Origin of the sequence: Citrobacter sp. RHBSTW-00029 (assembly GCF_014104295.1) — a bacterium.
Classification (GTDB): domain Bacteria; phylum Pseudomonadota; class Gammaproteobacteria; order Enterobacterales; family Enterobacteriaceae; genus Citrobacter; species Citrobacter youngae.
Genome location: NZ_JABXRT010000001.1, coordinates 2,336,626 through 2,358,810, shown reverse-complemented (window position 1 = coordinate 2,358,810; position 22,185 = coordinate 2,336,626). Strand labels below are relative to the sequence as shown.

Below are 22,185 nucleotides of genomic sequence, written 5' to 3'. Positions count from 1 at the left end.
AAGGGGCCAAAATAAGGAAAGGGTTATGATGAAGTACGTCATCATACTGGTGGTACTCTTAGTCATTAGCTTACCGGCTTACTAAGACACCAGGGGGAGGGGAAACCTTCCCTAACCCTCACTCCTGAAAATAAGCCACAGTAACGATGATGTCAATACGCGCACCTTTGAGCCTGCGAGCCGCTTAGCGGAAAACAACGTCAGCCCAGCGGGCCAGTCCGGCGGTGACAGAGCCGAAATCATCGCCACCGGCGATAGGGATCCCCGGAAGCTGTTCAGCAAGGGCTTTTTTGATCAGCGGTGAACGGGCGCTACCGCCGGTCAGATAAATGACATCCGGTTTTTCCTGCGCGTTATCCAGCGCTAAGTGAACCTGCTCAAGAATACGTGCCAGCGGTTGATTTAACGCCATTTCCAGTCCTTGCTGGCTGATAGCGGTGGCCAGCGCATCGCTGATAAACGGCAGTGCCGCGGTAACATTTGTCTGGTCAGAAAGCGCAATTTTGCTCTCTTCTGCGCTGCGTACCAGGCGATAACTCAGGCGTTCACGCCAGACTTTAAGCAGCAGCGCGACTTTGTCTGCTTCACGCGCGTCGCGGACAAGATCGTTGAGTAAACGTCCATTGGCGGTACTGTAGAAATCACTTTGCGCGGGAACATCGTTGATCGCGACCGCATTCCACCAGGGTAAAATCGGCAATGCGATGCCTTTTTCCGTTTCGCCGCCCATGCCCAGCAGTGGCATCAGATGTTTAAAGGCTAACGCAATATCCAGATCGTTACCGCCCACGCGGCAACCGCTGTGTCCCAGCAGGCTGTTTTCGCGATCGGCGCGCTGATGCCATTGCGGCCCCATCAGCAGTAGCGAACAGTCAGTGGTGCCACCGCCGATGTCCACCACCAGTACGCGTTTTTCTTCCTGCAAGGTTGCTTCAAAATCCAGACCCGCGGCTACCGGCTCGTACTGGAAGACGACATCCTGAAAACCGGCGCGTTTGGCCGCACGTTCCAGAATACCCTGCGCCTGGGCGTTGGCGTCATCACCGCCTAACCCCTGGAAGTTGATCGGGCGACCGATAACGGCCTGGGTGATCGCTTCCGGCAGCTGGTTTTGCGCCTGATTGCGAATATGCAGCATCATCGCGCAGACCAGATCCTCAAACAGCGCAACCTGCTGCGGCTTCAGACCGCTGGCACCCAGGAATGATTTTGGCGATTTAACAAAGTACACCTCTTCCGGGTCGTCAATGTATTGCGCCAGTGACGCCAGACCAAACTGCACGCTATTGGCGCTAACATCGATGTCTTCATCGCGGTTATAGCGCATTGCACGACTCAGTAGCGCCTGTGTTTCGGCATCCGTCGTGGGGACATCATGATGGCGATACAACCATTCGCTCACCGCTTCGCGCGTAGGCGCACAAAGCATTGAGGGCAGTAACGTGCTGTTGTTTTCCATTTTGAGCAAGTGTGGCTGCCCGTCACGCATTACGGCTACTGAACAGTTTGCCGTACCGTAGTCAAAACCAATAAACACCGTAGAAATCCCCATGCCAGTGAAGAAGGGGCGTGACTTTAGCGAAATGTCGCCGCCCCGACAACTGGAATATGAAAGCAAGGCGTATCGATTGAATACTGTTTATGCTGTAGGTTTAACTAAAAAGGACACCTGAATGTTAACACTGAGCTGGCAGCCGCCCTATGACTGGCCCTGGATGCTAGGGTTTCTTGCCGCCCGTGCGGTGGATGGCGTCGAAACCGTCGGGGAGCTGTATTACACCAGAAGCCTGGTTATCGGTGAATATCGTGGACTGGTGAGCGTAGTGCCTGACCTGAAGACACACCAGCTGCAGGTCAGGCTAAGTCCGGGGTTACAGCCCGTTGCGCCAGAATGCCTCGCCAAAATTGAGCGGTTGTTCGATCTTCGCTGTTGCCCACAGCATATTGCTAACGCGCTGGGCAGCCTGGGCGCAGCGCGTCCTGGACTGCGGCTGCCTGGCTCTGTCGATGCCTTTGAACAAGGTGTGAGGGCGATATTAGGCCAGTTAGTTAGCGTTGCAATGGCGGCAAAACTGACCGCGAAAGTTGTACGCGCCTACGGTGACAGGCTTGATGACGCGCCTGAGTATGTTTGTTTTCCCACACCACAAGCGCTGGCTGCAGCTGAGCCTTTGCATCTGAAAGCCTTAGGGATGCCGCTCAAACGCGCCGAAGCGCTCATTCATCTGGCACGAGCAATGCTTACCGGAAGGCTTGCATCGGTTGCACCAGTTGATATTGAGCAAGGCGTAAAGCACTTACAAACGTTTCCCGGTATAGGGCGCTGGACTGCCAATTATTTCGCGCTACGCGGTTGGCAGGCGAAAGATGTTTTTCTTCCTGACGATTATTTGATCAAACAACGCTTTCCGGGCATGACACCAGCCCAGATCCGGCGCTATGCCGAGCGCTGGAAGCCGTGGCGCTCCTATGCGTTATTACATATCTGGTATACGGAAGGGTGGCAGCCGTCAGTTGATAGCGAAGTTGCTGGTATTGAGTAGCAGATCCAACGGCTGAGCATCAGCAATGATGTCGCCGTAGATCATATCAATACCGATACCAGAAAGTGCGTCCATAGTAAGCGGCATTTGCACGGGGCCGGCGATCGTTTTGATATCCAGTCGCTGTGCATGACCCTGGATAATAGAAACCCACATTTCATCCATCAGGTTGCCGTGAACACTGGCGCTGATCTCACTGTCGAGTAACAGGTAATCGACGGTGTGAAACTTCAGGTTTTCAACAATCTCTAAGTCGCGTCCTACCTGGCTTAAAATAATCCGACAACCCGCGTGACGAAGTCGCTGAATGGCCGATAGGCTCTGAGCTGGATGCGATTTCATCACTCCGGCTGGAACGGTCAGGTGTAATAAGCGTGGTGGTAGCGGACTATGCTGCAACTGCGCCAGCAGTTCATCCACAAGTTCGGTACTCAACAGTCCGGCGGCAGAAAGGGGCAGGGCAATACTGAGCCCCTTACTGGCAATCGCCGTCGCTGCATGCTGGAAAAATTCGTTAAAAACCCGGCGGTCAAGCGCATGATTAAGCGTGGGGTCAACGAGTCCGGTACGGAAAATATGCTCTTCGATAACATCACCGTCCTCTGTTCCCAGGCGCAGTGAGAGTAGCCAGAAGCTGAATGTCTCAGGAATGCGTGGAGAGGCCACTCCCCGGGCGATCATGAGCATCGGGTTGTGCGCAATAATGTGCTTCTGTTCATCAAACGACAGCAGTTCCCGTGAGTCGTGCGTCTGACTTTGCTGGGGTTCATACACGCAGACCCGGCCACGCCCACTATTTTTGGCGGCATAACAGGCGATATCTGCCTGAGACATGACCTCAGTCGCGACATGATTTTTCTCATCGATCAGCGTAATACCCGCACTGGCGCCTATGCGGTGCAGACGGCCTTCCCACCTGAACTGATACTCGTTGATGGCGCTGATAATACGGCCTGAGATAAAGCGAGCGCTTTCGATGTTGCAATCCGGCAGCAACAGGCCGAATTCATCGCCACCGAGACGAGCCAGTACATCGCTGGTACGCAGCATGCTGAGCATCAGAGAAGCAAGTTCGCGCAGCAGGGCATCGCCTGCAGCATGGCCCGCGCTATCGTTCACGGCTTTAAACCTATCCAGATCGATAAAGACCAGAACATGGCGCTGATGCGTATTGTGTACGGCTTGTAGCAATTGTTTCAGATGGTTCTCGAAGCTGACCCGGTTAGCAAGATGGGTGAGGTCATCATGCGACGCGCTGTAGCTCAGTTGGCGTAACATCTTACGCGACTCGGTGATATCCTGAATGACCAGTACGGAGCCAATGCTACCACCGTCAAGGGTACTGAGTGGCGTAATGCTGTACTGAATGTCGTAACTGCTGCCGTTACGGCAATGCAGAACCACCTCCTGCTCTATGGCAGTACGCGACATATCGGCACTGTAGATGTTTTCCATCAATGGGCCGTTATCGCCAAAGGTAATTCGCAGCACTGTCAGTAACGGAATACCTATCGCGTCGTCCTGCTGCCAGCCGCTCATCTTCTCGGCAACCGGGTTCATGAAGGTCACGTTCATGTCGACATCAATGCAAATCACCGCTTCGCCGATTGAGTCCAGCGTGATGTGCAGGCGCTCTTTTTCCTGGTACAGCGCTTCGTTAAGCTGCTTCACTTCGGTCATATCCAAATTGATACCGAGTAAGCGTTCAACTTCTCCGTCTTTATTCAGTACCCGGTTAGCCAACGAGCGGATATGGCGTACGCCGTCACGTACTGCAATACGAAATTCGAGCTTAAAGGGAATTCGTGCGGCCAGAGAGTCGCGAATCACATTTTCAGCATGCTCGCGATCTTCCGGTACGACGCACTCGTACCAGACTTGCCAACTGGGTTTGATATGTAGCGGGACTTCATAGAGATCGAACATGCGCTTATCCCAACTGATCACGTCGGGTTGCAGTTCCCACTCCCAGATACCGATACCGCCCGCTTCGTTGGCGAGGGTAATGCGTTCCATCAGCCGCTTATTCATCCACTCGGTGTGCTTCAGGTCGTTTATGTCTTCAACCTGTGCAATAAAGTAGAGCGGGGTGTTGTCGCTGTGGCGTACCAGCGAAACGGCCAGCAATGCCCAGACAACGTCGCCCGCGCGCGTGTAATAGCGCTTTTCCATGGAGTAACTGTTGATTTCACCACGGACCAACATGCCGAGTTGTTCGAGGTCGTTATTCAGATCTTCCGGCCAGGTGAGCTGCTGGAAGGTCAGCGCTCTCAGCTCTTCCTGGCTGTAGCCAAGAAACTGGCACAACGCCTTGTTTGCCTGTAACCACTGCCCTTCGGTACCGACCAGCGCCATGCCAATCGCGGAATATTCCATAGCATTACGAAAACGCGATTCGCTTTCCGAGATGTGTTTTCGCTCGGCCCGAAATGCGTACATCACCATAGTCATCATGTTGGCTGGCAACAGAATCATCAAAAACGGCAGCCACGGAATACTTGTCATCACATTCGCTTTCGGGGTGTAGAGCAGCGATGGGTTGGCCGCCAGCATCAGAGAGACCATCAGGACGGTGCTGAGGAAAATTAAAAATGCTTCCATACGCGGCAAACGGACGGCGCTCCACATCAGCAACACAATGACGCAGGTAAACGGCCACGGCACGTACATCATGGAAAGCCAGCTGAACGTTAAGGTGACGAGCAGAGTGATGAGGGTCTCAAGCAGTAAACGTGGATCGCGGTGGCGCAGCAGATAATGAGGCTTGAATAACAGACCTAATGGCACCAGCGCCAACGCGCCGATGGATTCGGAAAGCACCCAAATGAGAAATGTATTTAACGAGGTTCCCTCCGGGAGCAGTAGCCACATCAGCACACCACCTAACAGCGGAGGGATGACGGCGCTACCCAAGGCCAAACGCGCCCAGTCATTCAGATTCTGTAAAGGGTTATACCAGGGGAGCAGTTTGCGCAATAACATCGCGCCGGCGACCGCTTCAATAATATTGATGGTCGTATAAGTATAGTTAAGCGAGCCTCCAGGAAAAAACAGCAAAGACGCGCCGATGCTGCCGAATGAGCAAGCCAGCGCTATCCCGGGCCACATTTTTCCTGCATGGCGGTAAAACGCCACCATCATGATTGAGGTTGGAAACCAAAGCGGTGCCAGTTGGGTACCGAAGCGCGACAGCTCCAGCGAAAATAGCGTAAAGATAAATGCTACCAGACCTAAACTGGCCAGGCGCAGCAGAGGATGGGGTAGGGTAACTAAAACATGTTGGAATTGTTTACTCATTACCACTTTACCCAAATAGCCGATGTCGGCCAGCAGAGTTACCGGCCGCATCACGTTTAATCTTCGTTTATGCTAGTACAAATAATTTACAATTTATACGCCAGTTGCTCATAAATTAACACGCCCAAGCCATTAATTCCTAAGGCGGGTGAATAAAATTTGAGCCTGCTTTAAAATTAACCGTTTTAATTTGCGACAGGGAAAGCATTGGTGCAGCCTGGGCTGGCATCGCGCGGCTGAAATCCCTATAATTGCCGCGTTTGGCGTTTCGACGCCGCCCTTCCTTACATCCAGGTTAATCAGGTCGCTAAATTTATGACTGATCAGTCCCATCAGTGCGTCATTATCGGCATTGCCGGCGCATCGGCTTCCGGCAAGAGTCTTATTGCCAGTACCCTTTATCGCGAATTGCGTGAACAAGTCGGTGACGAACATATTGGCGTTATTCCCGAAGACAGCTATTACAAGGATCAAAGCCATCTGTCGATGGAAGAACGCGTAAAAACGAACTACGACCATCCGAACGCGATGGATCACAGTTTGCTGTTTCAGCATCTGCAAACACTTAAACGTGGTTCCGCCATTGAATTGCCCGTTTATAGCTATGTTGAACACACGCGCACACAAGAAACTATTCATATTGAACCCAAGAAAGTCATTATTCTGGAAGGCATTTTGTTGCTGACGGATGCGCGTTTGCGTGATGAAATGAACTTCTCTATTTTTGTTGATACGCCGTTGGATATTTGCCTGATGCGCCGTATCAAGCGGGATGTGAATGAACGTGGTCGTTCAATGGATTCGGTGATGGCGCAATACCAAAAAACCGTACGTCCGATGTTCCTGCAATTTATTGAGCCTTCAAAACAATACGCCGATATCATCGTGCCTCGCGGGGGTAAAAACCGCATTGCTATCGATATTCTGAAGGCGAAAATCAGTCAGTTCTTTGAATAAGTTCAGCGAATTGTGTACCGTTCAGTGATAACCTGGTTCACCCTTAACGCGCCTGGCATTAAGGGTTTGAAGCACGAAAGGAGAAAGTGCCATGCGTTTATGTGACCGAGATATTGAAGCCTGGTTGGATGAAGGTCGTCTGTCGATCAATCCACGTCCTCCTGTCGAGCGTATCAATGGCGCAACGGTAGATGTGCGCCTTGGTAACAAATTTCGTACGTTCCGCGGTCATACGGCGGCGTATATCGATTTGAGCGGACCGAAGGATGAGGTCAGTGCTGCGCTTGACCGCGTAATGAGTGATGAAATTGTCCTCAAAGACGGTGAGGCGTTTTTCCTGCATCCGGGTGAATTAGCGCTGGCGGTAACTTTCGAATCCGTTACGCTGCCTTCCGACCTTGTTGGCTGGTTAGACGGCCGTTCTTCGCTGGCACGTCTGGGCCTGATGGTACACGTTACGGCACACCGTATTGATCCGGGCTGGTCGGGGTGCATCGTCCTGGAATTTTACAACTCAGGAAAATTACCGTTGGCTCTGCGCCCCGGTATGCCGATAGGGGCACTGAGCTTCGAACCGCTTTCCGGCCCGGCAGCGCGACCTTACAACCGTCGCCAGGATGCGAAGTATCGCGATCAGCAGGGCGCGGTAGCCAGCCGGATCGATAAAGACTGAGTGTTTTCAGTCCATTGGGGATAGCATGAGACGATTTCTGACGACGCTGATGATTATTCTGGTCGTGCTGGTGGCCGGTTTCTCTGCGTTAGTATTGTTGGTTAATCCGAATGATTTCCGCGCATACATGGTGAAGCAAGTTGCTGCGCGTAGCGGATATCAACTGCAGTTGGATGGTCCTCTGCGCTGGCACGTATGGCCCCAGTTGAGCATTCTCTCCGGGCGCATGGTGCTAACGGCCGAAGGTGCCAGCGAACCGCTGGTTCGTGCCGACAATATGCGTCTGGACGTCGCCTTGTGGCCGTTGTTGAGTCACCAACTCAGCGTAAAGCAAGTCATGCTCAAAGGCGCGGTGATTCAACTCATACCTGAAACCGAGGCTGTGCGCGGAGTCGATGCCCCTGTTGCGCCAAAAGATAATACACTGCCGGATCTGGCAGAGGATCGTGGATGGTCGTTTGATATCGCTCGCCTGCGCGTGGCTGACAGCGTTCTGGTATTCCAGCATGAAGACGATGAACAGATAACGGTTCGTGATATTCACCTGAATATGGAACAGGATGCCCAGCATCGTGGAACGTTCGATTTCACCGGACGCGTTAACCGTGACCAGCGCGACCTGACGTTGTCCATCAGCGGCGCTGTCGATGCGTCTGACTATCCGCATGATTTAGTCGCCAATATTGAGCAACTGAGCTGGCAGTTACAGGGCGCTGACTTGCCGCCGCAGGGGATCCGCGGCCAGGGGCAGCTTCAGGCTCGGTGGCAGGAAGAGAAAAAACAGCTCAACTTTACGCAGATTAACTTAACTGCTAATGACAGTTCACTCGCCGGGCAAGCTCAGGTGACGCTGGCGGAGAAACCCGCATGGGACGTCAATCTGAAATTCGGCCAGCTCAATCTGGATAATCTGATTGTACAGCATGATGCTCTGGCGGCGACAGATACCGGGGCACAGCAGAGTCAGAGCCAGTCGACGCTGGCGCGACCAGTCATTTCCTCGCAGGTTGATGCCGTCTCTTATCAGGGGCTGCAAGGATTTTCCGCCAACATTGCACTACAGGCGGATAAAGTTCTCTGGCGGAAAATGGCATTTGATCATGTTTCTGCAAAAATCGTCAACCAGGCTGGATTGTTGAATATCAATGAGTTGCAGGGGAAAAGTGACGGTGGATTGATCTCACTTCCAGGTTCGCTGGATGCCAGAAAAGGCCCACCACGGGCAGTCTTTCACCCACGGCTGGAAGGCGTAGAAATCGGCACTATCCTGAAAGCTTTTGACTATCCGATAGCCCTTACTGGTAAGCTGTCACTGGCTGGCGATTTTTCGGGCTCTGACATTGATGCGCAGGCATTTCGCCACAGCTGGCAAGGACAGGCCAATGTTGAGATGAGCGGCACGCGTATGGAAGGCATGAACTTCCAGCAACTGGTGCAACAGGCGGTTGAACGTAGCGGCGGTAATGCAGGCTCACAACAGGATTTGGATAATGCGACGCGGCTGGATCGCTTTGTGACCGATCTGACACTGGATAACGGCAAGGTTACGCTGGATAACATGGAAGGGCAGTCTGCCATGTTGGCGCTTTCGGGTAAGGGCACGTTAGATCTGGTTGAGCAAAATTGTGATACTCAGTTTAACGTGCGCGTGCTGGGCGGATGGAATGGGGAAAGTAAATTGATCGATTTCCTCAAAGCGACCCCAGTTCCGCTCAGGGTCTATGGCAAATGGCAGTCGTTGAACTATAACCTGCAGGTGGACCAACTCTTGCGTAAGCATATGCAGGATGAAGCGAAACGCCGATTGAACGACTGGGCCGATCGCAACAAAGACTCTCGCAACGGCAAAGACGTTAAAAAGCTGCTGGATAAACTTTGAACCCTGGTGCCGGATGGCGGCTTCAGCCCCATCCGGCATGTCGCTTATACCTCGTAATCCATCTCTTCTTCACTGCGCAGTGGTATCAACTGGACTTTCTGCACTCGATGGTTTTCTACTTGCAAGGTTTTCAGCAAATAGTCGCCAACCTGTACTTCCTCTCCGGTTTTCGGGATGCGCTGCAGATACTCCATTAACAGCCCGGCAATGGTGTGGTACTCACGTTTCTCATCTAATGGGATCGGGACATACTGCACCAGGTCTTCCAGCGGCATATGGCCGTTTGCCGTCCACGACCCATCGGCATTTTTCTGAATATCATGACGAGCGTCGATCTCTTCGACTTCATTTGGCAAGTTACCCGCGATGGTTTCCATCACGTCGCTGAGCGTCACAATTCCTTCCACCGAACCAAACTCATCGGCCACAAAAGCGAAGTGTGTACGGGCATTACGGAACTGCTCCAGCGCAGGAAGAAGCGGCAGGGTTTCCGGGAATACCAACGGCTGGCGAAGTAAGACGCGCAAATCGAGCGGTTCGCCACGCAGCGACTGTTGCAGAAGGTCAATTACATGCACCACACCGAGCAGTTCTTCCTGTTCATCTTCTCCGGTTACGACCAGGCGCGTATGCTGGTTTTTCTCCAGTAGTGTGCGAATTTCTGCTTCCGGAGCATTGAGATCAATATGCTCGATATCATGGCGTGACGTCATGATACTGCTGACGGTTCGCTGATTAAGGTTCAGTACGCGCTCAATCATCCGCCGTTCTTGTGGTGCAAAAATCTGGCCTTCATGATGATCCGCCAACATAGCGGCAGTTTCGGCATCCAGCTCGGCATCTTCTTTTTGACCGCTTATCAGACGCATCACCGCCTCGGCGGTACGCTGGCGTAACGTGTGGTTAGCCGACAGGAAGCGACGACGGTTAAAAATAGCCAACTGGTTCAGGGCTTCTATCATGACCGAGAAGCCGATAGCCGCGTACAGATAGCCTTTCGGTATGCGAAAACCAAAGCCTTCCGCGACCAGGCTGAAACCAATCATCAACAGGAAGCTCAGGCACAGAATAACAATAGTTGGGTGGCTGTTAACAAAGCGGGTCAACGATTTACTGGCCAGCATCATCAGGCTGATGGCAATGATCACCGCCGCCATCATGACCGCCAGATGATCAACCATACCAACAGCGGTGATCACCGAGTCCAGTGAGAAAATGGCATCAAGTACCACAATTTGCGCGACCACGCCCCAAAATTTCGCACCCCGACGTTGGGTGGGATTGTCGCTGTCTTTCCCTTCCAGCCGTTCGTTGAGCTCCATCGTCGCTTTAAACAGCAGGAAGAAACCGCCGAACAGCATGATCAGGTCGCGGGCGCTGAAGCTGAAGTCCCGAATGCTGAACAGAGGTGTGGTCAGCGTCACCAGCCATGATATTGATGCCAGCAGCAGCAGGCGCATAACCATCGCCAGCAGTAGCCCGGTAATACGCGCCTTATCCCGCTGGGATGGCGGGAGTTTCTCCGCGAGGATGGCAATAAAAACAAGATTATCAATGCCAAGAACGAGTTCTATCACGATTAGCGTGACGAGTCCGGCCCAGATTGACGGATCGGCAATCCATTCCATAGTAAATGCTATACCCATAGTTATATGACAATTGTCACAATTCGATCATGGGTAAAACCGACGAAAAATGCAATGGCGAGAAGGGATTTCTCTGCCCTTTATATCAGGACAGAGGCGAGAGAATAGTCGGAAGGTAACTGCAAGAAATGGCTTTATTTATGCAGTTATATTTAGGAAATATCGCAGGCTGGATATTTATATATTAACATTGTCAACATCAATAAAATCCTAAAAATATACATACCTTATGCTTAATATTAATCTTAAAAGGCTACGTTTCAGGGCTTGTTATCTTGCCTGCTATTCGGTTAGCTGCAACAATTCTTCCCGTAATAATCAAAAGAGAAATATGTTGCCAGTATCGCACCATGCTATTACTTGATGGGCAGGCGCTATGAATATGATGACGACAGCGAGGATGGTAAAAATATAAATTAATCAGTGCATTGGTAGCCAATAAAGCCAGGGGCGGTAGCGTGCCTGGTCGCCTGATGATAAACCTAAATTATTCTGTCAAGAGACTGCAGATGGATTCATTTTTTTTAGGACTGATGCCAGTTAAATTTCTATTCAATTAACGGCAAGGTGAATGCAAACAGGCGTAATCGCTATTTAAAACGCACGTGATAATGACTCTGCCAAAGTGATAAATAATCAATGATGAAATCCAAACTTAAATTGATGCCAGTATTGGTGTCGGTAATATTGATCAACGGTTGTACCGTGTTTCCGGGCAGCAATATGTCTACCATGGGCAAAGATGTGATTAAGCAGCAGGATGCCGATTTTGATATCAACCGGATGGTGAATGTTTATCCGCTTACCCCTCGACTGGTTGAACAATTGCGTCCGCGACCGAATGTTGCTCAACCTAATATGTCGCTGGATCAGGAGATCTCCGGGTATCAGTACCGGGTCGGACCCGGCGATGTCCTGAATGTCACCGTCTGGGATCATCCCGAACTCACCACGCCTGCGGGACAGTATCGTAGCTCAAGCGATACAGGAAACTGGGTGCAACCTGATGGCACCATGTTTTATCCCTACATTGGCAAAGTTAGCGTGGTGGGAAAAACGTTGGCAGAAATTCGTAGTGATATTACCGGGCGCTTAGCGAAGTACATCGCAGACCCGCAGGTGGACGTTAATATCGCCGCATTCCGCTCGCAAAAGGCATATGTCTCCGGGCAGGTGAATAAATCCGGTCAGCAGGCCATCACCAACGTACCTCTTACTATCCTTGATGCTATTAATGCCGCAGGCGGCCTCACAGAAGCGGCCGACTGGCGCAACGTTGTGCTGACTCACAAAGGGCAGGAGCAACGCATTTCACTGCAAGCGCTAATGCAAAATGGCGATCTGAGCCAGAACCGTCTGCTCTATCCTGGCGATATTCTGTTTGTCCCACGAAATGACGACCTGAAAGTGTTCGTGATGGGTGAGGTGAAAAAACAGAGCACCCTCAAGATGGACTTCAGCGGTATGACACTCACCGAAGCGCTGGGTAATGCGGAGGGCATCGACCTGACCACCTCCAATGCCAGTGGCATCTTTGTTATTCGTCCATTAAAAGGCGAGGGTGGACATAACGGCAAGATAGCCAATATCTACCAGCTTGATATGTCTGACGCGACATCGTTGGTGATGGCGACCTCTTTCCGACTCCAGCCTTACGATGTGGTGTATGTCACGACCGCGCCGGTTGCTCGCTGGAACCGTTTGATCAATCAGTTGCTGCCGACCATTAGCGGTGTTCGTTATATGACGGATACGGCCAGCGACCTTCACAACTGGTAATCGCCATGTTTAACAAAATCTTAGTTGTCTGTGTGGGGAACATTTGCCGTTCTCCGACGGCAGAGCGCTTGTTAAGGCAATTTCATCCGGCGTTGACGGTGTCTTCCGCTGGTCTCGGCGCGCTGGTAGGCAAGGGCGCCGATCCGTGCGCTATCAGTGTGGCGCAGGCACATAACTTGTCGCTGGAAAATCATTGTGCACGGCAAATCTCGGGACGGATGTGTCGGGAGTATGACCTGATCCTGACCATGGAAAAACGCCATATTACGGCGTTGTGTGAAATGGTGCCGGAGATGCGCGGCAAAGTAATGCTGTTTGGCCATTGGGACAGCGAACGCGAAATACCTGACCCGTATCGTAAAAGCCGTGATGCGTTTGATGCGGTGTATGCACTACTTGAGCGGTCTGCCCAGCAATGGGCCCAGGCACTGAATGCGGAGCAGGGAAAACAATGACAGAAAAAGAAAAACAGTCTGCCACGTCGGCAACAGGCAACGATGAAATCGATATCGGACGTCTGGTGGGGACCGTAGTCGAAGCACGCTGGTGGGTACTGGGCATAACCGCCGCATTTGCGCTATGTGCGGCGCTCTACACCCTGTTTGCCACGCCGATCTACAGTGCCGATGCGCTGGTACAAATAGAGCAAAACACCGGCAGCTCGTTAGTTCAGGATATTGGCTCGGCGTTATCCAACAAGCCACCTGCTTCTGAAGCAGAAATTCAGCTTATTCAGTCACGGCGGGTATTGGGCAAAACGGTAGACGATCTTAATCTGGATATTTCCGTCACTAAAGATTCATTTCCTCTTTTTGGTGCCGGCTGGGACCGTCTGATGGGCCGCCAGAATGAAACGGTCAATGTAACGACTTTCGCCTTGCCAACGTCAATGAATGAACAGACCTTCACGTTGAACGTACTGAACGACAAAAGTTATCAACTGGTGAGTGACGGCGGCTTTAGCGCTCGTGGCCAGGTTGGGCAGTTACTGAACCATGACGGTGTAACGATGCTGGTTGAGGCGATTCATGCCAGTCCGGGTAGCGAATTTACCGTCAGTAAGTTCTCCACGCTTGGCACGATCAACAATCTGCAAAATAACCTGATGGTGACGGAAACAGGTAAAGATACCGGGGTGTTGAGTCTGACCTTCACGGGGGAAGATCGTGAACAAATCCGCCAGATCCTTGACAGTATTACCCGCAACTATCTGCAACAAAACGTGGAGCGTAAATCTGAAGAGGCCGCTAAAAGCCTGGCGTTTCTGGCAAAACAATTACCGGAGGTGCGCAACCGTCTGGATGTTGCTGAAAACAAACTGAATGCATTTCGTCAGGATAAAGACTCCGTCGATTTACCGCTGGAGGCCAAAGCGGTGCTGGACTCGATGGTAAATATTGATGCTCAGTTAAATGAACTGACCTTTAAAGAAGCTGAAATCTCCAAACTGTTCACCAAAGCGCACCCGGCGTATCGCACGTTGCTGGAAAAACGCCAGGCGCTGGAAGATGAAAAAAACAAGCTTAACGGGCGCGTGACGGCGATGCCGAAAACGCAGCAGGAAATTGTCCGCCTGACGCGTGACGTGGAGTCCGGCCAGCAGGTCTATATGCAACTGCTGAATAAACAGCAGGAGCTGAAGATCACGGAAGCCAGTACGGTTGGCGATGTGCGCATTGTCGATCCTGCCATTGCCCAGCCTGGTGTCCTGAAACCGAAAACGGCGCTGATTATTCTCGGCAGTATCCTACTTGGTTTGATGCTTTCAGTGGTTGGCGTGCTGCTACGGTCGCTGTTCAATCGCGGTATTGAAAGCCCGCAGGCGCTTGAAGAGCAGGGCATCAGCGTGTATGCCAGCATTCCCCTGTCAGAATGGCAAAAAGCGCGTGATAACGTTCAGACCATCAAAGGTGTGAAACGCTACAAGCAAAGTCAGTTACTGGCTGTGGGGAATCCGACCGATCTCGCGATAGAAGCGGTGCGCAGCCTGCGTACCAGCCTGCACTTCGCCATGATGCAATCACGTAATAATGTGCTGATGCTTACCGGGGTCAGCCCGTCGATCGGCAAAACATTTGTCTGTGCCAACCTGGCTGCGGTTATCAGTCAGACCGACAAGCGCGTACTGCTGATCGACTGTGATATGCGTAAAGGCTATACCCATGAGCTGCTCGGGACCAATAACGTCAACGGTCTGTCTGAGATCCTTAGCGGCAAGGGTGACATTCCCTCCTGCGCAAAACCAACTTCAATTGCACATTTTGACCTGGTCCCTCGCGGGCAGGTTCCCCCTAATCCTTCAGAACTGCTGATGAGCGAGCGCTTTGGCGAGTTGATGACCTGGGCCAGTGCGAACTATGACCTGGTGCTGATCGATACGCCGCCAATACTGGCCGTGACCGATGCGGCTATCGTTGGTCGCCACGTCGGAACCACGCTGATGGTGGCGCGTTACGCGGTCAATACGCTGAAAGAGGTGGAAACCAGTCTGAGTCGTTTCGGGCAAAACGGAATTCAGGTGAAAGGGGTGATCCTCAACTCCATTTTCCGGCGCGCCAGCGGGTATCAGGATTACGGTTACTACGAATACGAATACACGTCGGATTCGAAATAGATAACTAACAGCAACGCATATCGAATGTAGGCCTGATAAGCGTAGCGCCATCTGGCAACTTTATCTGGGACAAAAAAATGACGACAGACAACCCGCTAATTTCTATTTATATGCCCACCTGGAACCGCCAGCAGTTGGCTATCCGGGCGATTAAATCGGTGCTGCGCCAGGACTATAGTCACTGGGAAATGATCATTGTCGATGATTGCTCTGCCGAGTATGAGCAGCTGCAACAGTTTGTTGAGGCGTTAAACGATCCACGCGTGAGCTATACGCATAACGAGATGAACTCTGGCGCGTGCGCAGTACGCAATCAGGCCATCATGCAGGCCAGTGGGCAGTACATTACGGGGATTGATGATGACGATGAGTGGACGCCGAATCGCCTGAGCTCATTCCTTCAGTCTCGTCATCAACTGGTAACGCATGCTTTTCTCTACGCTGATGATTATGTCTGTGAAGGTGAGGTTTATTCACAGCCAGCCAGTCTGCCGCTGTATCCAAAATCGATGTACTCACGTCGCCGATTTTATAAACGCAATATCATTGGTAATCAGGTCTTTAGCTGGGCCTGGCGTTTCAAAGCATGCCTGTTTGATACGACGTTAAAAGCCGCGCAGGATTACGACATTTTTCTGCGCATGGTCGTGGCCTACGGTAAACCCTGGAAGGTAAAAGAGGCGACGCAGATCCTGCATGTGAATCACGGCGAGATGCGTATTACCTCATCCCCACATAAGTTCTCCGGTTACTTCCAGTTCTATCGCAAACACAAAGGTAAATTTGACCGGGCGAGTAAAAAATATCAGCTGTTTACCCTTTATCAGATCCGTAACAAGCGGATGAACTGGCGCACATTGCTGACGTTGCTTTCCATCCGTAACGGCAAACGCCTGGCTGACGGTCTTCGAGGACGTTAAGTATGCTGAGTCAACATGTGAGAGCAAAGGTAATGCAATGAATATTCTGCAATTTAATGTTCGGCTTGCCGAAGGCGGGGCGGCCGGGGTCGCGCTGGATTTACACCTGCGCGCGCTGGAAAAAGGGTGGGTGTCGCGGTTTGTATACGGTTATGGCAAAGGAGGCAAGAGAAGCGCCAGTCACGGAAATTATCCGCACGTGATTAAACATGCGCCGCGTTTGACGTCGGCGGCGAATATTGCCCTGTTTCGCCTCGCAAACCGCGATCTGTTTGGTAACCTCGACAGTATGTATCGCACAATCATCCGCACCGCGGGCCCGCTGGTTCTGCATTTCCATGTGCTGCACAGTTACTGGCTGAACCTCGAAGAGGTAGTGGCGTTTTGCCAAAAGGTGAAGGCACATAAGCCCGATATCACCTTTGTGTGGACGCTGCACGATCACTGGAGTGTTACCGGACGCTGCGCCTTTACCGATGGCTGCGAAGGCTGGAAAACGGGCTGCCAGAAATGTCCAACGTTAAGCAACTATCCCCCGGTTAACGTTGATAAAGCGCATCAGCAACTGCCCGGGAAACGTCAAATGTTTCGTACGATGCTGGCGCTTGGCTGCCAGTTTATCTCGCCCAGTCAACATGTGGCGGAAGCATTTAACAGCCTGTACGGTGCCGGGTGTTGTCACATCATCAATAACGGTATCGATGTGGCGACGGAAGCGATTCTTGCTGACTTGCCGGTTCAGCATGAGCCGCTGGGCAGACCGAAAATTGCCGTGGTGGCCCATGATTTGCGCTATGACGGCAAAACCAGCCAGCAACTGGTCCAGGCGCTTATCGCGCTCGGTGACAAAATAGAGCTGCATACCTTCGGTAAGTTTTCCCCGTTTGCCGGAGCAAACGTCATCAACCATGGGTTTGAAAGTGACAAACGAACCTTGATGGGGGCGCTAAATCAGATGGATGGGCTGGTGTTCAGTTCGCGGGTTGATAACTATCCGCTAATCTTGTGCGAAGCGCTTTCTATCGGTGTACCGGTTATCGCCACGCACAGTGAGGCGGCACAGGAAGTGCTGGCAAAATCAGGCGGCAAAACATTCAGTGAAGCGGATGTTTTGCATCTGGTACAACTGAAAAAATCAGAAATTGCACAGGCGGTATTTGACACCTCGCTGGCTACCTTTAGCCAGCAGAGCCGGACAGCATACAGCGGACAACAGATGCTGGAGGAATATGTCTCGTACTATCAGGGTCTGTAGCTATCTGGTGTTGCCGCTGCTTTATCTGCTGGTTAACGTCAAGCTTGCGCAACTGGGTGAAAGTTTCCCTGTCACCGTTGTCACTTTTTTACCACTGTTGCTACTGCTGTTTGTTGACCGTATCAATATTAAAAAGCTGTTGATTGCGTTGGGAGTGGGTGGGGGGCTGGCGGTGTTTAACTACCTGTTTGGCCAATCGCTGGATGCCAGCAAGTATGTAACATCTGCCATGTTGTTTATCTATACCGTGATCATTATTGGCATGGTGTGGAGTATTCGCTTTAAAACCATTTCGCCACATAACTATCCTAAAATTTTGCGTTTATTCTGGCTGGTGGTGGGGTTAGTGGTCGGTCTGGCTGCCATTGAAATGGCACAGATCATTCTCAGCGGTGGCAGCAGTATAATGGAAGCTATTTCGAAATATCTTATTTACAGCAATAGCTATGTGCTGAACTTTATTAAATTTGGTGGGAAGCGTACCACCGCACTCTATTTTGAGCCTGCATTTTTCGCTCTGGCGTTAATCTCAATTTGGCTCAGCATCAAACAGTTTGGTATCAAAACGCCCAAGACCGATGCTATGATTCTGGCAGGGGTGATATTGTCAGGATCGTTTTCAGGGGTGATGACATTTATTTTGTTTTACCTGCTGGAGTGGGCGTTTCAGTATCTGAATAAGGATGCGATAAAAAAGAAGTTACCCTTGGCAATTATCTCGCTGAGTGTGTTTATGGTGGGCGTGATATTTGCCTTCCCCTACATCACGACGCGTCTTGGTGATTTAGGTACTGAAGGCTCTTCATCTTATTATCGCATAGTAGGACCGTTGGTCATGGTTGGCTATTCATTACTGAATGTCGATGGTGTAGTGAGATTTGGCTCACTTTATGAATATGTTGCATCATTCGGAATCTTTAACGGTGCAGATGTAGGTAAAACAATAGACAATGGTTTGTATTTGTTAATTATCTATTTTTCGTGGTTCGCCGTAATATTATCCCTGTGGTACATGGGAAAAGTAACGAAAATGATGATGAATGCGTTTGGTGATAATCAGAATTATCGGGTGCAGCTTTATCTTTTTACACCGTTGTCGCTGTTTTTCACCGGTTCAGTATTTAGTCCGGAATATGCATTTTTAATTGTATGTCCGTTTATTTTGCGCAAGGCGCTGAATATCGCGAGGTAATTTACATGCTGCTGAGTATTATCACCGTCGCTTTTCGCAATCTGGACGGGATCGTCAAAACCCATGCGTCACTGGCGCATCTTGCGCAGGCGAGCGATATCCGCTTTGAGTGGATTGTTATCGATGGGGGGTCTACAGACGGTACTCCGGCGTTCCTGGAAAATCTCAATGGAGAGCACCAGTTACGTTTTGTCAGCGAGGCTGATAACGGTCTCTACGATGCAATGAACAAAGGTATCGCTATGGCGCGCGGGCGCTTTGCACTCTTTCTCAACTCTGGAGATATTCTGCATGCCGATTCTGCACATTTTATCCGCCAGTTAAAAACGCAGAGTGATAAAGCGATGGTGATTGGCGATGCTTTGCTGGATTTTGGTAATGGTAAAAAAATGACGCGCCGGGCTAAACCGGGTTGGTATATCTACCACAGTTTGCCAGCCAGTCATCAGGCAATATTTTTTCCGCTGACGGGGCTGCAAACCTGGCATTATGATTTGCAATATAAAATATCATCGGATTATGCGCTGGCAGCAAAATTATACAAGTCCGGGTTCGCGTTTAAAAAACTGACTGGTTTAGTGTCGGAGTTTTCCATGGGCGGCGTATCGACTACGAATAATCTGGAATTGTGTCGGGATGCCAAAAGAGTCCAACGCCAAATATTGCGTATGCCCGGTTTTTGGGCTGAATTTTCTGAATACATACGTCTGCGTACAACCGGTAAGACAAAATACTTATATGGTAAAACGTAAGGTCACACTATGCAGGATTTAAACGGCTTCGCGGTGCCGAAAGGTTTTCGCGGCGGTGGTGCAATTAAAGTGCAATTATGGTGGGCGGTACAAGCAACATTATTTCACTGGTCACCACAGGTGATGTACCGCTGGCGTGTTTTTTTATTAAAGATATTTGGCGCAAAAATAGGAAAAAACGTAGTTATTCGGCCTTCAGTAAAAATTACTTATCCGTGGAAATTAACACTGGGTGATTACGCCTGGGTAGGGGATGACGCGGTTTTATATACGCTGGGTAATATTACGATTGGGGCTCATACGGTTATTTCGCAGAAAAGCTATTTATGCACCGGAAGTCATGATTATGCCAGCCAACACTTTGATATTAGCGCCGCGCCAATTGTGATTGGCGAGAAATGCTGGCTGGCGACAGATGTTTTTGTCGCGCCTGGCGTGACGATTGGTGACGGCACCGTCGTGGGTGCACGCAGCAGCGTTTTTAAATCGTTGCCGGCCAATGCCATATGTCGGGGTAACCCCGCAGTAGTTACGCGTAAACGCGTCGAGAACGTTACTCCCTGAAGGGGAATTTTAAGAGGTAATAACATGTCAAAAGTCGCTCTCATTACTGGCGTAACCGGGCAGGATGGTTCTTACCTGGCAGAGTTTCTGCTGGAAAAAGGTTATGAAGTTCATGGTATTAAGCGCCGGGCCTCGTCATTTAATACCGAACGGGTAGACCATATTTACCAGGACCCGCATGCGGGTAATCCCAAATTCCATCTGCATTATGGCGATTTGACGGACTCCTCTAATCTGACCCGCATTTTGCAAGAGGTTCAGCCGGATGAAGTCTATAACCTGGGCGCAATGAGCCACGTGGCGGTGTCGTTTGATTCGCCAGAATATACTGCTGATGTTGATGGGATCGGCACGCTGCGTTTGCTGGAAGCGATTCGCTTCCTGGGTCTGGAAAAGAAAACCCGTTTCTATCAGGCCTCCACCTCTGAACTGTACGGTCTGGTTCAGGAGATCCCACAGAAAGAAACGACGCCATTCTATCCGCGATCGCCCTATGCCGTCGCCAAACTGTATGCCTACTGGATCACCGTCAATTACCGTGAATCTTATGGCATCTATGCCTGTAACGGCATTCTGTTTAACCATGAATCTCCGCGTCGTGGCGAAACCTTCGTCACACGCAAAATTACCCGTGCAATTGCCAACATCGCCCAGGGGCTGGAGTCCTGCCTGTACCTCGGCAATATGGATTCGCTGCGTGACTGGGGACATGCCAAAGACTACGTCAGGATGCAGTGGATGATGCTGCAGCAGGAGCAGCCGGAAGATTTCGTGATCGCCACTGGCGTGCAGTATTCCGTCCGTCAGTTTGTGGAAATGGCCGCAGCCCAACTCGGTATTAAGTTGCGCTTTGAAGGTGAGGGCGTGAATGAAAAAGGCATTGTGGTTTCGGTGACTGGGCATGATGCGCCAGGGGTGAAACCGGGGGATGTGATGATCGCCGTCGACCCGCGCTATTTCCGTCCTGCAGAGGTGGAAACGCTGTTGGGCGATCCGACAAAGGCACACGAAATACTGGGCTGGAAACCGGAGATTACACTGCGCCAGATGGTTTCTGAAATGGTTGCTCACGATCTGGATACCGCGAAGAAACATTCACTGCTGAAATCTCATGGTTACGATGTCGCCATTGCGCTGGAGCATTGAGGATGATGAAACAACGAATTTTTGTGGCGGGCCATTCTGGGATGGTGGGGGCCGCCATCGTAAGGCAACTCGCACAGCGAGAAAACGTGGAACTGGTGCTGCGTACTCGCAATCAACTTAACCTGCTGGACGCCAGTGCTGTGCAGGCGTTTTTTGCCACTGAACGTATTGACCAGGTTTATATGGCGGCAGCCAAAGTGGGCGGGATTGTGGCTAATAATACTTATCCTGCTGATTTTATTTACGAAAATATGGTTATTGAGAGCAACGTAATTCATGCGGCTCATTTGCATAGCGTGAATAAACTGCTGTTTCTCGGTTCATCCTGCATTTATCCGCAGTTGGCCAGGCAGCCAATAGCTGAAAGTGAACTGCTGCAGGGGTTGCTGGAACCCACTAACGAACCGTATGCGATAGCCAAAATTGCCGGAATTAAGCTTTGTGAGTCATATAACCGTCAGTATGACCGTGATTACCGTTCAGTGATGCCGACAAATTTGTACGGACCTCACGACAATTTTCATCCCAGCAATTCGCATGTTATCCCGGCGTTACTGCGTCGCTTTCATGAAGCCTGTGAGCAGAATGCGCCGGATGTGGTGGTGTGGGGCAGTGGCACGCCGATGCGTGAGTTTCTGCATGTGGACGATATGGCGGCAGCCAGTATCCACGTGATGGAGTTAGATCGAGAAGTTTGGCAGGAGTATACCCAGCCGATGCTATCACATATCAATGTGGGCACTGGCGTGGATTGCACTATCCGTGAGCTGGCACAAACGATCGCGCAGGTTGTTGGTTATAAAGGACGTGTAGTGTTTGACGCCAGCAAACCGGACGGAACACCACGCAAACTACTGGATGTGACACGGTTACACCAGCTTGGTTGGTATCACGAGATACCCCTGGAAGCGGGGCTTGCCAGTACGTATCAGTGGTTCCTTGTGAATCAGCAACGGTACCGGGGGTAG

General features: G+C 51.1%; 17 protein-coding genes. 14 read left to right on the top strand and 3 right to left on the bottom strand.

What is annotated here, in order from left to right:
* Window positions 1–184: 184 nt before the first annotated feature.
* The gene (yegD, locus tag HV041_RS11670; protein WP_115602257.1) at window positions 185–1,537 is read right to left on the bottom strand and encodes a molecular chaperone; all 1,353 of its coding nucleotides are present in this window, start codon (window positions 1,535–1,537) and stop codon (window positions 185–187) included.
* Between the two features lie 136 nt (window positions 1,538–1,673).
* On the opposite strand from yegD, the gene alkA reads away from it, so the two are divergent.
* Complete coding sequence (gene alkA / locus HV041_RS11665; protein WP_048212048.1) at window positions 1,674–2,543, top strand: DNA-3-methyladenine glycosylase 2; 870 nt, start codon at window positions 1,674–1,676, stop codon at window positions 2,541–2,543.
* Here the strand turns inward: alkA and HV041_RS11660 are convergent.
* A complete protein-coding gene (locus HV041_RS11660) occupies window positions 2,511–5,840 on the bottom strand; it encodes a diguanylate cyclase (RefSeq protein ID WP_121585475.1) in 3,330 nt (1,109 codons plus the stop codon). The genes alkA and HV041_RS11660 overlap by 33 nt on opposite strands.
* A gap of 315 nt (window positions 5,841–6,155) precedes the next feature.
* Here HV041_RS11660 and udk point away from each other — a divergent pair, with 315 nt between their 5' ends.
* From udk to asmA, 3 genes are all read left to right on the top strand, one after another.
* Window positions 6,156–6,797, top strand: a complete 642-nt coding sequence (udk, locus tag HV041_RS11655) for a uridine kinase (protein ID WP_005128328.1) — start codon at window positions 6,156–6,158, stop codon at window positions 6,795–6,797.
* A gap of 91 nt (window positions 6,798–6,888) precedes the next feature.
* A complete protein-coding gene (gene dcd, locus HV041_RS11650; RefSeq protein ID WP_003036774.1) occupies window positions 6,889–7,470 on the top strand; it encodes a dCTP deaminase in 582 nt (193 codons plus the stop codon).
* Window positions 7,471–7,495: 25 nt separating this feature from the next.
* Window positions 7,496–9,349 carry an outer membrane assembly protein AsmA gene (asmA, locus tag HV041_RS11645; protein WP_121584472.1) on the top strand — a complete coding sequence of 618 codons (1,854 nt, stop codon included), beginning with the start codon at window positions 7,496–7,498 and terminating at the stop codon, window positions 9,347–9,349.
* A gap of 44 nt (window positions 9,350–9,393) precedes the next feature.
* Here asmA and HV041_RS11640 read toward each other — a convergent pair whose 3' ends face one another.
* A complete protein-coding gene (locus HV041_RS11640; RefSeq protein WP_048212046.1) occupies window positions 9,394–10,977 on the bottom strand; it encodes a TerC family protein in 1,584 nt (527 codons plus the stop codon).
* A 657-nt stretch (window positions 10,978–11,634) separates the two neighbouring features.
* Between HV041_RS11640 and HV041_RS11635 the strand changes: the two genes are divergently transcribed.
* From HV041_RS11635 to HV041_RS11590, 10 genes are all read left to right on the top strand, one after another.
* On the top strand, window positions 11,635–12,774 hold the full coding sequence (locus HV041_RS11635; protein ID WP_048212045.1) for a polysaccharide export protein: 1,140 nt from the start codon (window positions 11,635–11,637) through the stop codon (window positions 12,772–12,774).
* Between the two features lie 5 nt (window positions 12,775–12,779).
* Window positions 12,780–13,229 (top strand): low molecular weight protein-tyrosine-phosphatase Wzb, encoded by a 450-nt coding sequence (gene wzb, locus HV041_RS11630; RefSeq protein ID WP_101741482.1) that lies wholly within the window; start codon window positions 12,780–12,782, stop codon window positions 13,227–13,229.
* Window positions 13,226–15,388 (top strand): tyrosine-protein kinase Wzc, encoded by a 2,163-nt coding sequence (wzc, locus tag HV041_RS11625; protein ID WP_101741481.1) that lies wholly within the window; start codon window positions 13,226–13,228, stop codon window positions 15,386–15,388. The genes wzb and wzc overlap by 4 nt, the downstream gene beginning before the upstream one ends.
* A gap of 77 nt (window positions 15,389–15,465) precedes the next feature.
* On the top strand, window positions 15,466–16,308 hold the full coding sequence (wcaA, locus tag HV041_RS11620; protein ID WP_005128312.1) for a colanic acid biosynthesis glycosyltransferase WcaA: 843 nt from the start codon (window positions 15,466–15,468) through the stop codon (window positions 16,306–16,308).
* Between the two features lie 37 nt (window positions 16,309–16,345).
* Complete coding sequence (gene wcaC / locus HV041_RS11615) at window positions 16,346–17,563, top strand: colanic acid biosynthesis glycosyltransferase WcaC (RefSeq protein WP_048212042.1); 1,218 nt, start codon at window positions 16,346–16,348, stop codon at window positions 17,561–17,563.
* Window positions 17,538–18,755, top strand: a complete 1,218-nt coding sequence (wcaD, locus tag HV041_RS11610) for a colanic acid polymerase WcaD (RefSeq protein WP_115602250.1) — start codon at window positions 17,538–17,540, stop codon at window positions 18,753–18,755. Before wcaC ends, wcaD begins: the two co-directional genes overlap by 26 nt.
* Window positions 18,756–18,760: 5 nt before the next feature.
* Window positions 18,761–19,507, top strand: a complete 747-nt coding sequence (gene wcaE, locus HV041_RS11605; protein WP_121585476.1) for a colanic acid biosynthesis glycosyltransferase WcaE — start codon at window positions 18,761–18,763, stop codon at window positions 19,505–19,507.
* A gap of 9 nt (window positions 19,508–19,516) precedes the next feature.
* Window positions 19,517–20,071: a colanic acid biosynthesis acetyltransferase WcaF gene (gene wcaF, locus HV041_RS11600; RefSeq protein WP_121584474.1), complete on the top strand. Its 555-nt coding sequence runs from the start codon at window positions 19,517–19,519 to the stop codon at window positions 20,069–20,071.
* 24 nt (window positions 20,072–20,095) lie between these two features.
* Window positions 20,096–21,217, top strand: coding sequence for a GDP-mannose 4,6-dehydratase (gene gmd, locus HV041_RS11595; RefSeq protein WP_121584475.1), 1,122 nt, complete (start codon window positions 20,096–20,098; stop codon window positions 21,215–21,217).
* Between the two features lie 2 nt (window positions 21,218–21,219).
* Window positions 21,220–22,185, top strand: a complete 966-nt coding sequence (locus HV041_RS11590) for a GDP-L-fucose synthase (RefSeq protein WP_048212037.1) — start codon at window positions 21,220–21,222, stop codon at window positions 22,183–22,185.

Coding starts and splice junctions, on each gene's coding strand:
- dcd (WP_003036774.1), top strand. CDS start 6,889: ATGCGTTTATGTGACCGAGATATTGAAGCCTGGTTGGATGAAGGTCGT.
- asmA (WP_121584472.1), top strand. CDS start 7,496: ATGAGACGATTTCTGACGACGCTGATGATTATTCTGGTCGTGCTGGTG.
- wcaF (WP_121584474.1), top strand. CDS start 19,517: ATGCAGGATTTAAACGGCTTCGCGGTGCCGAAAGGTTTTCGCGGCGGT.
- gmd (WP_121584475.1), top strand. CDS start 20,096: ATGTCAAAAGTCGCTCTCATTACTGGCGTAACCGGGCAGGATGGTTCT.
- HV041_RS11590 (WP_048212037.1), top strand. CDS start 21,220: ATGATGAAACAACGAATTTTTGTGGCGGGCCATTCTGGGATGGTGGGG.
- wcaD (WP_115602250.1), top strand. CDS start 17,538: ATGTCTCGTACTATCAGGGTCTGTAGCTATCTGGTGTTGCCGCTGCTT.
- wzb (WP_101741482.1), top strand. CDS start 12,780: ATGTTTAACAAAATCTTAGTTGTCTGTGTGGGGAACATTTGCCGTTCT.
- wcaE (WP_121585476.1), top strand. CDS start 18,761: ATGCTGCTGAGTATTATCACCGTCGCTTTTCGCAATCTGGACGGGATC.
- wzc (WP_101741481.1), top strand. CDS start 13,226: ATGACAGAAAAAGAAAAACAGTCTGCCACGTCGGCAACAGGCAACGAT.
- alkA (WP_048212048.1), top strand. CDS start 1,674: ATGTTAACACTGAGCTGGCAGCCGCCCTATGACTGGCCCTGGATGCTA.
- HV041_RS11635 (WP_048212045.1), top strand. CDS start 11,635: ATGATGAAATCCAAACTTAAATTGATGCCAGTATTGGTGTCGGTAATA.
- HV041_RS11660 (WP_121585475.1), bottom strand. CDS start 5,840: ATGAGTAAACAATTCCAACATGTTTTAGTTACCCTACCCCATCCTCTG.
- HV041_RS11640 (WP_048212046.1), bottom strand. CDS start 10,977: ATGGAATGGATTGCCGATCCGTCAATCTGGGCCGGACTCGTCACGCTA.
- wcaC (WP_048212042.1), top strand. CDS start 16,346: ATGAATATTCTGCAATTTAATGTTCGGCTTGCCGAAGGCGGGGCGGCC.
- udk (WP_005128328.1), top strand. CDS start 6,156: ATGACTGATCAGTCCCATCAGTGCGTCATTATCGGCATTGCCGGCGCA.
- wcaA (WP_005128312.1), top strand. CDS start 15,466: ATGACGACAGACAACCCGCTAATTTCTATTTATATGCCCACCTGGAAC.